Below are 12,829 nucleotides of genomic sequence, written 5' to 3' on the forward strand. Positions count from 1 at the left end.
TCGGGGGAAGGGCGGCGGCGGGCCGGTTGGCCCGCCGCCTGTTGTCTCAGTGGTCCGAGCCGGTGATGCGCGGCAGCGTCTCGAACTGGTGGAACGGCGGCGGCGAGGACAGCGTCCACTCCAGCGTCGTCGCGCCTTCGCCCCACGGATTGTCACCGGCGAGCTGCTTCTTCGTGAAGGCGACCACGAGGCCGTAGAAGAAGATCAGCAGGCCGAAGGCGAAGATGTAGGAACCGATCGACGACCAGAAATGCCATCCCGCGAAGGCATCGGGATAGTCCACATAATGACGCGGCATGCCGGCGAGGCCGAGGAAGTGCTGCGGGAAGAACAGCAGGTTCGCGCCGATGAAGGCCACCCAGAAGTGCAGGCGGCCGATCCAGTCGGGGATCACGTAGCCGCTCATCTTCGGGAACCAGTAGTAGAAGCCCGCGAAGATGCCGAACACGGCGCCCAGCGACAGCACGTAGTGGAAATGCGCCACGACGTAGTAGGTCGCATGCAGCGAGCGGTCGACGCCGGCATTGGCCAGCACCACGCCGGTCACGCCGCCGACGGTGAACAGGAAGATGAAGCCCACCGCCCAGACCATCGGCGCGGTGAAGCGGATCGAGCCGCCCCACATCGTCGCGATCCAGGAGAAGATCTTGATGCCGGTCGGCACCGCGATCACCATCGTCGCGAACACGAAGTAGCGCTGCGTGTTGAGCGACAGCCCGGCCGTGTACATGTGGTGCGCCCACACGATGAAGCCGACGACGCCGATCGCGACCATGGCGTAGGCCATGCCGAGATAGCCGAAGATCGGCTTCTTCGAGAAGGTCGAGATGATGTGGCTGACGATGCCGAAGGCCGGCAGGATCATGATGTACACTTCGGGGTGACCGAAGAACCAGAACAGGTGCTGGTACAGGATCGGGTCGCCGCCGCCGGCCGGATCATAGAAGGTCGTGCCGAAGTTGCGGTCGGTCAGCAGCATGGTGATCGCGCCCGCGAGCACCGGCAGCGCCAGCAGCAGCAGGAAGGCGGTGACCAGCACGCCCCAGGCGAACAGCGGCATCTTGTGCATGGTCATGCCGGGTGCGCGCATGTTCAGGATCGTGGTGATGAAGTTGATCGCGCCCAGGATCGAGGCCGCACCGGCGAGGTGCAGCGACAGGATGCCGAAATCGACCGACGGGCCGGGGTGTCCGGTCGTCGAGAATGGCGGATAGACCGTCCAGCCGGTGCCGACACCGTGCGCGCCGGGAGCGCCTTCGACGAACATCGAGATGATCATCAGGATGAACGCCGCGACGGTGAGCCAGAACGAGATGTTGTTCATGCGCGGGAAGGCCATGTCCGGCGCGCCGATCATCAGCGGCACGAACCAGTTGCCGAAGCCGCCGATGACGGCGGGCATGACCATGAAGAAGATCATGATCAGGCCGTGGCCGGTGACGAAGACGTTGTAGCTCTGGCCGTTGGCGAAGATCTGCAGGCCGGGCTGCTGCAGCTCGATGCGCATCATGATCGAGAGGAAGCCGCCGACGAGGCCCGCGATGATCGAGAAGATCAGGTAGAGCGTGCCGATGTCCTTGTGGTTGGTGGACAGGAGCCAGCGGCGCCACCCGGTCGGGTGGTCGTGATGGGCCTCGTCATGTCCATGGCCGTGAGCGTGCGGTGCCGCGGTTGCCATCGTCTAGTCTCCTCGGCGAATTACTTGGACGCGGCGGCGAGCTTGCTGCCCGCATCCTCGGCATTGGCGAATTTCTGCTTCGCTTCGGCGAGCCAGGCGGCGTAGCGCTCCTGGCTGACGACGCGGAAGGCGATCGGCATGTAGGCGTGGTTCTGGCCGCAGATGAACGAGCACTGGCCGTAATAGATGCCTTCGCGCTCGGCCTTGAACCAGGTTTCGTTCAGCCGGCCGGGAATCGCGTCGATCTTGATGCCGAAGGACGGCACCGTGAACTTGTGGATGACGTCGGCGCCGGTGACCTGGACGCGGACGGTCTTGCCGACCGGCACGACCGCCTCGTTGTCGACGGCGAGCAGGCGCGGGGCTTCCGCCGCCGCGATCTTGTTGCTGGCGATCGCCTCGGCGCGCTGCTTCTCGTCCAGCATCAGCGAGTCGAAGCCGAAGGCGCCGTTGTCCTGCGCATATTCATAGGACCAGTACCACTGCTTGCCGGTGACCTTCAGGGTCAGGTCGGCCTGCGGCACTTCGAGCTGCAGCTTGAGCAGGCGGAAGGAGGGAATCGCGATGACGACGAGGATCAGGACCGGGATCACGGTCCAGGCCACTTCGAGCAGGGCGTTGTGCGTGGTCTTCGACGGAACCGGGTTGGCCTTCTCGTTGAAGCGGAAGACCACGTAGACCAGCAGGGCGAGCACGAAGAGCGTGACGACGCCGATGATGATGTTCAGCCAGTCATGGAACCAATGGATGAACTCGGCGACCGGGGTCGCCGCACCCTGCAGGTTCATCTGCCAGGGCGATGGCATGCCGGTGCCGGCGATGGCCGGGACAGTCGCCAGCGCGGCGACGGCAAGGGCCGTGGCGGCCGCTGTTGCAAAGGTCCTGCTCAGAAATCGCATCGATCCGACATGCTCCTCAATCGACCTGCATGGGAACCGACCGGCTTTGCCCCACGCACGAAGGGGCGACCGCGAAGTCGCCTCGTTCTTCGGGATTGCGATAAATCAAAGATCGCGCTTACGCCAGAGGGGCAATGAAGAGGCGCCCCGACATCTGTGCGGCATAATCGCGCGAGGTCTTGACGGAAGCGGCTGGACACGCCCGTGCCCGCCTTGACAGGGCCCTGCCTGCATGGTCCCAACGGATTTTATGTGAAGAGCGGTGGGATTCTCTCGCACGGTCGGCGTTTTGCCTGAATCTTGCGCTTCTGCTGCAGTGACGAGTCGGTTTGGAGGATGGCACGGATGATGAGGATCATCGGAGCGGCAGGCGCCCTGGCGCTGGCGCTGCTGGGGACGAGTCTCACCGCCGGCTCCGCTTTCGCGCAGGGCGCGGTGCGTTCGACACATGGCGATTGGCAGATGCGCTGCGAGGTGCCGCCGGGTGCCAAGGCGGAGCAGTGCGCACTCGTCCAGAACGTCGCCGCCGAGGACAGGCCGAATCTGACGCTGCTGGTCATCGTGCTGAAGACGGCCGATCAGAAGAGCCGGCTCCTGCGTGTCGTCGCGCCGCTCGGTGTGCTGCTGCCGTCCGGTCTCGGCCTGAAGATCGACGACAAGGATATCGGCCGCGCAGGTTTCGTGCGCTGCCTCACCACCGGTTGCGTCGCCGAGGTCGTGATGGACGACAATCTGCTCGGCCAGCTCAAGGGCGGCAAGAGCGCGACATTCATCGTATTCCAGACGCCGGAGGAGGGGGTGGGCGTGCCCGTCTCGCTCAACGGCTTCGGCCCCGGCGTGGAGGCGCTGCCTTGACCGACCAGACTTTGACTGCGAGCCGCTGGCTTGCCCTGCCGCTGCTCTGCCTTGGCCTTGCCGGCTGTGGATCCTCTTCGTCCTCGTCGGGCCAGCCGAGCACGGCGCAGACGATCGGCAACGTCCTCATGTTCCAGTCGACGAAGCCGCCTGCGCCGGATCAGCTGCCGAAGGAGGAGAATGACGGTCAGTCCATCTGTCCGGAGGTCATCGTCGCCGATGGCGGTGCCGCGGTTCGCGCACAGGCCGGGCAGGACAGCAGCGGCCTGCGCTATCAGATCTCGATCACCAACGTCGCGCGCGAATGCACATCGACAGGCAATGGCGGCTTCCGGCTCAAGGTCGGCGTCGAAGGGCGCGTGCTTCTCGGCCCCGCCGGCGGTGCTGGCAGCTACGGCGCCACGCTGACGACGACGGTGTCGCGCGGCACGACGACTGTCGCCCGCCGCGCCTCGCGCGTCGGCGGTACGATCTCGTCCGGCCAGGGCGGTGTCGATTTCTCCCATGTCGAGGACGGCATCGTGGTGCCGGCCGGCAGCGGCGATGTCGAGATCATCGTGGGCCTGGGCCAGGGCGGCGCTGTCACTCCGGCGCGCAATCGCCGTCGATAAAGGCGGCTTTGCCGTGAAAGAGGGCGGCGCGCCGATTGACTAAGGCCGCGCCTCCTGTATCTCTGCCCCAGCCGCATATCCCCGCGGAAGAGACCGGGCCTGATCCGTCAGGGCCGGCGCCGAAGGCGCAACCGCCCCGGAAACGCTCAGGCAACAAGGACCGCTGGGGATTTGGCGCTCTGGAAAGCGGCGGGAAGCGATTCCCGCCCACCGACGGGTGTAACTCGTCCGGCCTCACGGTCTGGCGGGGAAATCTCTCAGGTCCCAAGACAGAGGGGGCGCGTTCCGGGCGATGCCGTCCGGAGCTTGCGCTCGACTCTGGGAGGGGCATGCCATGGCTGCCGAGGCACTTGAGGCCACAACCGACAATGCCGGCGCGCCTGCGCCGCTGAAGACGCCGCTTCATGCCCGCCATGTCGCGCTCGGCGCGCGCATGGTGCCCTTCGCCGGCTACGACATGCCGGTGCAGTACCCGGCCGGCATCCTGACCGAGCACAACTGGACACGCGAGAAGGCCGGGCTCTTCGACGTCTCGCATATGGGCCAGGCCTTCCTGATCGGCCCCGATCACGAGACCACGGCCAAGGCGCTGGAAGCGCTGATTCCCGCCGACATCGTCAATCTCGCCCCCGGCAAGCAGCGCTATTCGCAGCTCCTCAACGAAGAGGGCGGCATCCTCGACGACCTTATGGTGACGCGCTCGCTCGATCCCGACGAGGACGGCGCGCTCTATCTCGTGGTCAACGCCGCCTGCAAGGACGCGGATTACGCCCATATCGAGGCGCGCCTGCCGGCCAATGTGAAGCTGGTCAAGGCCGAGCATCGCGGGCTGATCGCGCTGCAGGGGCCGGGCGCCCAGGCGGCGCTCGCCGCCATCGCTCCGGAAGCGGCCGAGATGGGTTTCATGACCTCCCGCACGATGAAGGTCGCGGGCATCAAGGCCAATGTCAGCCGCTCCGGCTATACCGGCGAGGACGGCTACGAGATTTCCGCCGCCGCCAACAAGATCGGCGAGATCTGGGACACGCTGTTGCTCGATGCCACGGTGAAGCCGATCGGCCTTGGCGCCCGTGATTCGCTGCGGCTCGAAGCCGGACTTTGCCTTTACGGCCATGATATCGATACCACGACGTCCCCGATCGAGGCCGCGCTCAACTGGTCGATCCAGAAGCGCCGCCGCGAGGAGGGCGGTTTCCCCGGCGCCGCGCGCATCCAGCGCGAGCTGGCCGAGGGTGTGTCCCGCATCCGCGTCGGTCTGCTGCCGGAGGGCCGCGCGCCGGCTCGCGAGGGCACTGAGATTGCGACACTGGACGGCGAAGTCGTCGGCACCGTGACCTCGGGCGGCTTCGGCCCGACGCTGAACGGCCCCTGCGCCATGGGCTACGTCGCCAAGGCCCATTCCGCACCGGGCACGAAGCTCAACCTGATCGTGCGCGGCAAGCCGCTGCCCGCCGTCATCGCGCCCATGCCCTTCGTGCCGAACGGCTACAAGCGCTGAATCGTTTTTCCGAGATATTTCGCCAGGAGGAGACCATGGCAGAGACCCGTTACAGCAAAGACCACGAATATATCCGCATCGAGGGTGACGTCGGCACCGTCGGCATCAGCGACTACGCCCAGTCGCAGCTCGGCGATGTCGTCTTCGTCGAGCTGCCGGCCGTCGGCAAGGCGCTGGCCAAGGGCGGCGAGGCCGCCGTGGTCGAGAGCGTCAAGGCCGCCTCGGAGGTCTATGCCCCGGTTTCCGGCGAGGTCGTCGAGGTCAATGGCGAGCTCGAAGCCACGCCCGGCACCGTCAACGAGGACCCCGCCGGCAAGGGATGGTTCCTCAAGCTGAAGATCAAGGACGCGGGCGAGCTCGACGGGCTGATGAACGAGGCCGAGTACCAGGATTACGTCAAGACGCTTTGAGCTGAACCTCCGCGTCATCCCGGACAAGCGGCGAAGCCGCGCTGCTCCGGGATCCATCGGAGAGCGCGCCGCCCTTCGATGGATCCCGGGTCTTTGCCCGGGATGACGACGCGGTTTGGAATGCGTTCGGCGCCAGCACGATAACGGAAAACCCCATGCGCTATCTCCCCCTGACAGATACCGACCGCGAGGACATGCTCGCGCGGGTCGGCGTCTCCGACATCGACGCGCTGTTCAGCGATGTGCCCGCCGGCAAGCTCCTGAAAGGCCCGGTCGATCTGCCGCGTGCCAGGGGCGAGATCGAGGTTGAGCGCATCCTCGGCAAGATGGCCGGCCGGAACACCGCGGCTTCCGCCGTGCCATTCTTCGTTGGCGCCGGCGCCTACAAGCATCATGTCCCGGCGACGGTGGATCACCTGATCCAGCGCTCGGAATTCCTGACCAGCTACACGCCCTATCAGCCCGAGATCGCGCAGGGCACGCTGCAATATCTCTTCGAGTTCCAGACCCAGGTCGCGGCGCTGACCGGCATGGAGGTCGCCAACGCCTCGATGTATGACGGCTCGACCGGTACCGGCGAAGCCGTGCTGATGGCGCATCGCGTCACACGGCGTCGCAAGGCGGTGCTCTCCGGCGGCCTGCACCCGCACTATACCGAGGTCGTGAAGACGCTCTCGGAAATGGCGAATGACGAGGTCGTGGCGCTGAAGCCCGACGTTTCCGCCAATGAGGACATCCTCTCGCAGATTGACGATAGCGTCTCCTGCATCGTCGTGCAGTCGCCCGACGTGTTCGGCAATCTCCGCGACTTGAAGCCGATCGCCGAGAAGGCCCATGCCCATGGCGCGCTGCTGATCGCGGTCTTCACCGAGGTCGTCTCGCTCGGCGCCGTCGTGCCTCCGGGCGCTGAGGATGCCGACATCGTCGTCGGCGAGGGCCAGTCGATCGGCAACGCCCTGAACTTCGGCGGCCCCTATGTCGGCCTCTTCGCCGCCAAGTCGAAATATATCCGCCAGATGCCGGGAAGGCTTTGCGGCGAGACGGTCGATTCGACCGGCCAGCGCGGCTTCGTACTGACGCTCTCGACCCGCGAGCAGCATATCCGCCGCGACAAGGCGACCTCGAACATCTGCACCAATTCCGGCCTCTGCGTGCTGGCCTTCACCATCCATATGACGCTGCTCGGGCAGTCGGGTTTGACCCGCCTTGCCGAGGTGAACCACGCCAATGCCGTGAAGCTTGCCGATCTGCTGGCCGGCGTGAAGGGCGTCTCGGTGCTCAACGAGAGCTTCTTCAACGAGTTCACGGTGAAGCTGCCGAAGCCTGCGGCCGAAGTGGTCGAAGCTCTCGCCGAGAAGGGCGTGCTCGGCGGCGTGCCGGTCTCGCGGCTGATGCCGGGCGCCGGGCTGGACGACCTGCTGCTCGTCGCTTCCACCGAAGTGAATACCGATGATGACCGGGCGGCCTTCGCCAAGGCGCTCGCGGAGGTGCTGTGATGCTGAACCGTCAGGGACGTCCCACGCAGGCCGGCGAGGCCTCGCATGAAGAGCACCTCACCTTCACCGGCAACAAGGCGCTGCAGCAGATCGAGCCGCTGATCTTCGAGATCGGCCATCACGAGACGACCGGCGTCGACATCGACAAGCCGGCACCATTCAAGTCGCGTCTGGGCAAGCATGCCCGCCAGGGCGAGATCGGCCTGCCCGGCCTCTCCGAGCCCGAGGCGATGCGCCACTATGTGCGCCTCAGCCAGAAGAACTACGGCATCGATACCGGGCTCTTCCCGCTCGGCTCCTGCACGATGAAGCACAACGCCCGTCTCAACGAGAAGATGGCGCGGCTTCCGGGTTTCTCCGACGTGCATCCGCTGCAGCCGCTTTCGACCGTGCCTGGCGCGCTCGAATTGATGCTGGAACTGGCGAACTACCTGATGACGCTGACCGGCATGCCGGCCGTGGCGCTGAGCCCCAAGGCCGGCGCCCATGGCGAGGCCTGCGGCATGATGGCGATCAAGGCCGCGATCGAGGCCAAGGGCGAGGGCGCGACCCGCAACGTCGTGCTGGTTCCCGAATCGGCGCATGGCACCAACCCGGCGACCGCCGCGCTGATCGGCTTCTCGGTGAAGGCGGTCCCCGCCCGTCCGGACGGCACCGTCGCGGTCGAAGACGTGAAGGCCTTGCTCGGGCCCGACATCGCCGCGATCATGCTGACCAACCCGAACACCTGCGGCATCTTCGAGCCGCAGATCGTCGAGATCGCCGCGGCGATGCATGAGGCCGGCGCCTATTTCTACTGCGACGGAGCCAACTTCAACGCCATCGTCGGCAAGGCCCGCCCGGGCGATCTCGGCGTCGACGCCATGCACATCAACCTGCACAAGACCTTCTCGACGCCCCATGGCGGCGGTGGGCCGGGTGCCGGCCCGGTCGTGCTCTCAGAGCGTCTGGCGCCCTTCGCGCCCGTGCCCTTCATCCATGTCGAGGATGGCGGCAAGCTGCATCTGATCGAGAGCCGCGAGGAAGCGCCAGCGGGCAACAAGCCCTTCGGCCGCATGACCGCCTTCCACGGCCAGATGGGCATGTATGTTCGGGCTCTCGCCTACATGCTGAGCCACGGCTCGGACGGCATGCGCCAGGCTTCCGAGGATGCGGTGCTGAACGCGAACTACATCCGCGCCGGGCTCGCCGACCTGATGTCGCTGCCCTTCCCGGACCATCCGTCGATGCACGAAGTGCTGTTCGACGACGAGTGGCTGAAAGGCTCGGGTGTCTCGACGCTCGATTTCGCCAAGGCGATGATCGACGAGGGCTACCATCCGATGACGGTGTATTTCCCGCTGGTCGTCCACGGCGCCATGCTGATCGAGCCGACCGAGTCGGAATCGAAGGCTTCGCTCGACCTTTTCATCGCGACGCTGCGGGACCTCGCCATGGCCGCCAAGGGCAATGACAAGGAGCGCTTCACCAGCGCCCCGCACCACGCTCCGATCCGCCGGCTCGATGAGACCCGTGCCGCGCGCCAGCCGGTGCTGAAGTGGGAGAAGCCGGCGCCGGCGAAAGTCGCGGCAGAGTAAACGGCGACAGGCCGTCGCCGGCCGATCTTAATGCTTCCTTGACTATGTCGAGGAATGATCCCCCCGTGCCGCTCCCTGCGGCTCGGGGGTTTCCATGTCTATCCGTCCCGCCATCCTCGCTGCGACGGCCGCTCTTCTCCTGGCTTCGACGGCGGTCGTGCGCGCGAACGAGCCGAGTTACGGCCCGAATACCTATGACCGCACGCTCGAGGCGCTGATCGCCCATGAGGATGTCGCTGGCCGTGGCGGCTGGCCGAAGGTGCCGGGCAGCGCCGCAGCGCTGAAGCCGGATTCGCAGGGCGCGGACGTCGTCGCGCTGAAGCAGCGCCTGCTGGCCAGCGGCGATCTCGCGCCCGAGGCTATCGCGGGCGATATCTACGATGCCGCCGTGACCGAGGCGGTGAAACGCTTTCAGCGCCGTCACGGCCTCTCGGATCTCGGCACGGTCGGGCGCCTCACCCTCAAGGCGATGAATACGCCGGTCGAGACCCGGCTCAACCAGCTCACCGCGACGCTGGAGCGCCTCAAGGGCAACGGCTTCAACTTCGCCAGCCGCTATGTCGTGGTGAACATTCCCGGCGCCAGCGTCGAGGCGGTCGAGAACGGCGCCGTCCAGCAGCGCCACCTCGCCATCGTCGGCCGGGCGGACCGGCCTTCGCCGGTGATCCAGGCGAACATCACCTCGGTCAACCTCAATCCCTATTGGACGGTGCCGATGTCGATCGTGAAGGCCGACATCATCCCGCATATGCGCAAGGATCCGGGCTTCATCGCCAAGTCGAACATGAAGCTGCTCGGCGCGGAGAACAAGGAAATCGACCCGGCGAGCGTCAACTGGGCGGGCCTGACCAATCCCTATTTCTACGTCCGGCAGGAGCCAGGGCCGACCAATTCGCTCGGCCAGCTCAAGATCGACATGCCGAATTCCGAGGCGGTCTACATGCACGACACGCCGAAGAAGACGCTGTTCCGCAACGATGTCCGCTTCAACTCCTCCGGCTGCGCCCGCATCGAGGGCGTCCGCGATCTCGCGGCCTGGCTGCTGGAAGGCTCGGAGTGGAATCGCCAGGCGATCGAGGACGAGATCGCCAAGGGCGAGCGCAAGAACATCGCGCTGAAGAAATCCGTGCCGGTCGCCTGGGTCTATCTCACCGGCTGGCAGGGCGCGGACGGGCAGGTCCAGTTCCGCGACGACATCTACGGGCTCGACACGCCGCAGGGCATCGTCACCTCGACGATCCAGCCTCGCAAGCCGAAGCCCAAGGCGGCGGTCGCTCCGCCGCCGTCACGACCTGCGACGATGCCGGTGACTGCAGCGGGCAATGCTCCGGCTCCAGCGGCGACCGCCAGCAACTGAAGCGGCAACCCTGTCGTCATTCTCGGGCGAAGCGAAGCGCAGGCCCGAGAAGCTCTTTCAGGATGGGGCGCCTCTTTCGTCCTGAGATGCTCGGGGCCAGCCCGAGCATGACGCGTCACCCTCCCAGGCATCAAAAAGAAAACGCCGCGCTCCGAAGAGCGCGGCGTTGATCTTTCATACGATCAGGCCTGGCTCAGTTGAGCTTGGCCTTGACCTCCTGCAACCCTGCGGCGAAGGCGGCTTCGCCTGCCTTGCCGGCCATCTGGCCGCGCAGGATCGTCTCGGCTGCCTTGGTGGCCGCCTCCGCAGCCGCGGCGCGAACCTCGGCCTCGGCCTGGCTCTCGGCCTGGGCGATCTTCTCCTCGGCCGACTTGGTCCGGCGGGCGACGAAGTCCGCGAGCTTGGCCTCGGCTTCCGCCGCGAGGCGCTTGGCCTCGTCATTGGCGGAGGAGATGATCTCGGCGGCGTCGGCCTCTGCGGCCTTGCGCTTGGCATCGTACTCGGCGAGCAGCTTCTCGGCCTCCTGGCGCAGGCGGCGGGCTTCCGCCAGCTCCTGAGCGACCTTCTCGCCGCGCGCATCGAGCGCGGAGACGATGGCCTTGGGCACGCCGAACTTGGCGAGCAGAGCGAGGAAGATGACGAGCGCGACGCCGACCCAGAAAGTATCCATCTGATCTCTCCTCAGCCGCGCGACAGGGCCTGGTCGACAGCCGCAGACGCCTCGCTGGCGCTGGGAGCCTGACCGGTCAGCTTCTCGACGATCGCGACGGCGATGTCGCTGCCGAGGCCGCGCACATTGGTCATCGCCTCGGTCTTGGTCTTGGCGATGGTCGCCTCGGCCTGAGCAAGCTTGGCGGCGAGCTCGGCCTCGGTGGCGTGACGCTGGGCGTCGCTCGCCTTGGCGCCGGTCTCGCGAGCCGTCTGGGCGATGCCCTGAGCGTTCTTGCGCGCCTCGGCGAGGGCCTTCTCATAGGCCTGCGCCATCTCCTCGGCCTTGCCCTGCATCTGCGTGGCGTGGTCGAGGTCGCGGCCGATCGTGTCCGCGCGCTCTTCCAGGATGGCGCCGAGACGGGGCAGGGCGACCGTGGACATCAGCCAGTAGAGCACCGCGAAGGTGATCGCGAGCCAGAACAGGTTGCTGGCGAAGTGTGTCGGATCGAAGGGCGGGAAGGAGGCCTTCTCGCCGCTCAAGCCGTGTTGCTGCTCGGCAGCCTGCGCCGCACCCGCCAGCAGAGTGGCGAACGAGGCGACAGCCACCGGCCATCCTTGTCCGACGAACCCTGAAGATCGAACCGGCATGGGGTGCCTTTCAGCGCAGAGAAAAGGAATCGCCGCGCACATGGCCGAAAGATGGCCGGCGCGCGCGACGAGAAAGCGATCGACGAAAAGCGTCAGACCACGAAGAGCAGCACGAGCGCGACGACGAACGCGAAGATGCCCAGACCTTCGGCGAGCGCCGCACCGATGAAGGCGCGCGGGAACTGGCCGTCAGCCGCGGAAGGGTTGCGCAGCGCGCCCGAGAGGAAGTTGCCGAAGATGGTGCCGACGCCGATGGCGGCGAGGCCCATGCCGAGCGAGGCGAGGCCGGCGCCGATGAACTTGGCTGCAACAGGATCCATGATGTTTCTCCAGTGTGGAAGGCTAAACGGTGGGTTGAACTCTCGCGAGCGCTGCTACGGGCTCAGTGGCCGGGGTGCAGCGCGTCGTTGAGATACACGCAGGTCAGGATCGCGAAGACGTAGGCCTGCAGGAAGGCGACGAGGAACTCGAGCGCGGTGAGCGCGACGGCCAGCAGCAGCGGCAGCGGCGCGATGGCATAGTTCAGCACGGCGCCCGAGCCGAGCAGCACGACCACGAAGCCGCCGAAGACCTTGAGCGCGATATGGCCGGCCAACATGTTGCCGAACAGGCGCAAGCTGAGCGAAACCGGGCGCGAGAGGAAGGAGACGACCTCGATCACCACCATGAAGGGCAAGAGCCAGCCCGGCACGCCCGACGGCACGAACAGGCCGAAGAAATGGCTGCCATGCTTCACGATGCCGTAGACCAGCACGACGCTGATGACGAGCACGGCGAAGGCGGCGGTGACGATGATCTGGCTGGTGACGGTGAACGAGCCGGGGATCATGCCCAGCATGTTGCTCGCCAGCACGAACATGAACAGCGAGAACACGAGGGGGAAAAACTTCATGCCCTCACGGCCCATCACGCCCGTGAGGGTGGAGGCGACGAACTCGTAGATCATCTCGGCGAGCGACTGCAGCCGGCCGGGAACGACCGAACGCTGGCTCGAGCCGTAGATCATGATCACCGAGACGACCGCGAGCACGATCACCATCCACAGCGAGGTGTTGGTGAAGGACAGGTTGAGGCCGAACGGCTTCAGCTCCACAATGGGAGTGATGTGGAATTGGTGGATCGGATCGATTCCGCCGCCGGCCGCCATGC

The 12,829-nt window shown here is 66.1% G+C and carries 13 protein-coding genes and 1 riboswitch; of the genes, 7 read left to right on the forward strand and 6 right to left on the reverse strand.

The genetic code is table 11. The features are described from left to right. Positions 1-46: 46 nt before the first annotated feature. Both ctaD and coxB read right to left on the reverse strand, forming a co-directional pair. Positions 47-1,678, reverse strand: a complete 1,632-nt coding sequence (gene ctaD, locus AC2FAN_RS12440) for a cytochrome c oxidase subunit I (RefSeq protein WP_265052223.1) — start codon at positions 1,676-1,678, stop codon at positions 47-49. Between the two features lie 20 nt (positions 1,679-1,698). Next, the gene (gene coxB, locus AC2FAN_RS12445) at positions 1,699-2,577 is read right to left on the reverse strand and encodes a cytochrome c oxidase subunit II (protein WP_265052224.1); all 879 of its coding nucleotides are present in this window, start codon (positions 2,575-2,577) and stop codon (positions 1,699-1,701) included. A 345-nt stretch (positions 2,578-2,922) separates the two neighbouring features. Between coxB and AC2FAN_RS12450 the strand changes: the two genes are divergently transcribed. The 7 genes from AC2FAN_RS12450 (at position 2,923) to AC2FAN_RS12480 (ending at position 10,381) form a co-directional block, all read left to right on the forward strand. Beyond that, positions 2,923-3,432, forward strand: coding sequence for an invasion associated locus B family protein (locus AC2FAN_RS12450; protein ID WP_442864909.1), 510 nt, complete (start codon positions 2,923-2,925; stop codon positions 3,430-3,432). Next, entirely contained in the window at positions 3,429-4,043 is a 615-nt protein-coding gene (locus AC2FAN_RS12455) for a hypothetical protein (protein ID WP_485174348.1), read from the forward strand. The genes AC2FAN_RS12450 and AC2FAN_RS12455 overlap by 4 nt, the downstream gene beginning before the upstream one ends. Positions 4,044-4,117: 74 nt before the next feature. Beyond that, positions 4,118-4,216, forward strand: a riboswitch (glycine riboswitch). A gap of 161 nt (positions 4,217-4,377) precedes the next feature. Then, on the forward strand, positions 4,378-5,541 hold the full coding sequence (gene gcvT / locus AC2FAN_RS12460; RefSeq protein WP_485174350.1) for a glycine cleavage system aminomethyltransferase GcvT: 1,164 nt from the start codon (positions 4,378-4,380) through the stop codon (positions 5,539-5,541). A 35-nt stretch (positions 5,542-5,576) separates the two neighbouring features. Next, entirely contained in the window at positions 5,577-5,951 is a 375-nt protein-coding gene (gene gcvH, locus AC2FAN_RS12465; RefSeq protein ID WP_265052227.1) for a glycine cleavage system protein GcvH, read from the forward strand. 155 nt (positions 5,952-6,106) lie between these two features. Continuing rightward, complete coding sequence (gcvPA, locus tag AC2FAN_RS12470; protein ID WP_485174352.1) at positions 6,107-7,447, forward strand: aminomethyl-transferring glycine dehydrogenase subunit GcvPA; 1,341 nt, start codon at positions 6,107-6,109, stop codon at positions 7,445-7,447. Further along, positions 7,447-9,024, forward strand: a complete 1,578-nt coding sequence (gcvPB, locus tag AC2FAN_RS12475; protein WP_485174354.1) for an aminomethyl-transferring glycine dehydrogenase subunit GcvPB — start codon at positions 7,447-7,449, stop codon at positions 9,022-9,024. Before gcvPA ends, gcvPB begins: the two co-directional genes overlap by 1 nt. Positions 9,025-9,118: 94 nt before the next feature. Further along, positions 9,119-10,381 (forward strand): L,D-transpeptidase family protein, encoded by a 1,263-nt coding sequence (locus tag AC2FAN_RS12480; RefSeq protein ID WP_485174356.1) that lies wholly within the window; start codon positions 9,119-9,121, stop codon positions 10,379-10,381. A 193-nt stretch (positions 10,382-10,574) separates the two neighbouring features. Here AC2FAN_RS12480 and AC2FAN_RS12485 read toward each other — a convergent pair whose 3' ends face one another. The 4 genes from AC2FAN_RS12485 to AC2FAN_RS12500 all read right to left on the reverse strand — a co-directional run bounded on the left by AC2FAN_RS12485 (position 10,575) and on the right by AC2FAN_RS12500 (position 12,827). Next, positions 10,575-11,051 (reverse strand): F0F1 ATP synthase subunit B family protein, encoded by a 477-nt coding sequence (locus AC2FAN_RS12485; RefSeq protein ID WP_265052231.1) that lies wholly within the window; start codon positions 11,049-11,051, stop codon positions 10,575-10,577. A gap of 11 nt (positions 11,052-11,062) precedes the next feature. Beyond that, positions 11,063-11,638, reverse strand: coding sequence for a F0F1 ATP synthase subunit B family protein (locus tag AC2FAN_RS12490; protein ID WP_265052232.1), 576 nt, complete (start codon positions 11,636-11,638; stop codon positions 11,063-11,065). Positions 11,639-11,772: 134 nt separating this feature from the next. Beyond that, complete coding sequence (locus AC2FAN_RS12495; RefSeq protein WP_038360954.1) at positions 11,773-12,000, reverse strand: F0F1 ATP synthase subunit C; 228 nt, start codon at positions 11,998-12,000, stop codon at positions 11,773-11,775. Positions 12,001-12,062: 62 nt separating this feature from the next. Further along, a complete protein-coding gene (locus tag AC2FAN_RS12500; RefSeq protein WP_265052233.1) occupies positions 12,063-12,827 on the reverse strand; it encodes a F0F1 ATP synthase subunit A in 765 nt (254 codons plus the stop codon). Positions 12,828-12,829: the final 2 nt, after the last annotated feature.

Source organism: Allobosea sp. RIT-PG3_2, from assembly GCF_057321085.1.

Coding starts and splice junctions, on each gene's coding strand:
- gcvT (WP_485174350.1), top strand. CDS start 4,378: ATGGCTGCCGAGGCACTTGAGGCCACAACCGACAATGCCGGCGCGCCT.
- AC2FAN_RS12495 (WP_038360954.1), bottom strand. CDS start 12,000: ATGGATCCTGTTGCAGCCAAGTTCATCGGCGCCGGCCTCGCCTCGCTC.
- AC2FAN_RS12480 (WP_485174356.1), top strand. CDS start 9,119: ATGTCTATCCGTCCCGCCATCCTCGCTGCGACGGCCGCTCTTCTCCTG.
- AC2FAN_RS12450 (WP_442864909.1), top strand. CDS start 2,923: ATGATGAGGATCATCGGAGCGGCAGGCGCCCTGGCGCTGGCGCTGCTG.
- gcvH (WP_265052227.1), top strand. CDS start 5,577: ATGGCAGAGACCCGTTACAGCAAAGACCACGAATATATCCGCATCGAG.
- coxB (WP_265052224.1), bottom strand. CDS start 2,577: ATGCGATTTCTGAGCAGGACCTTTGCAACAGCGGCCGCCACGGCCCTT.
- gcvPB (WP_485174354.1), top strand. CDS start 7,447: ATGCTGAACCGTCAGGGACGTCCCACGCAGGCCGGCGAGGCCTCGCAT.
- AC2FAN_RS12500 (WP_265052233.1), bottom strand. CDS start 12,827: ATGGCGGCCGGCGGCGGAATCGATCCGATCCACCAATTCCACATCACT.
- AC2FAN_RS12485 (WP_265052231.1), bottom strand. CDS start 11,051: ATGGATACTTTCTGGGTCGGCGTCGCGCTCGTCATCTTCCTCGCTCTG.
- ctaD (WP_265052223.1), bottom strand. CDS start 1,678: ATGGCAACCGCGGCACCGCACGCTCACGGCCATGGACATGACGAGGCC.
- gcvPA (WP_485174352.1), top strand. CDS start 6,107: ATGCGCTATCTCCCCCTGACAGATACCGACCGCGAGGACATGCTCGCG.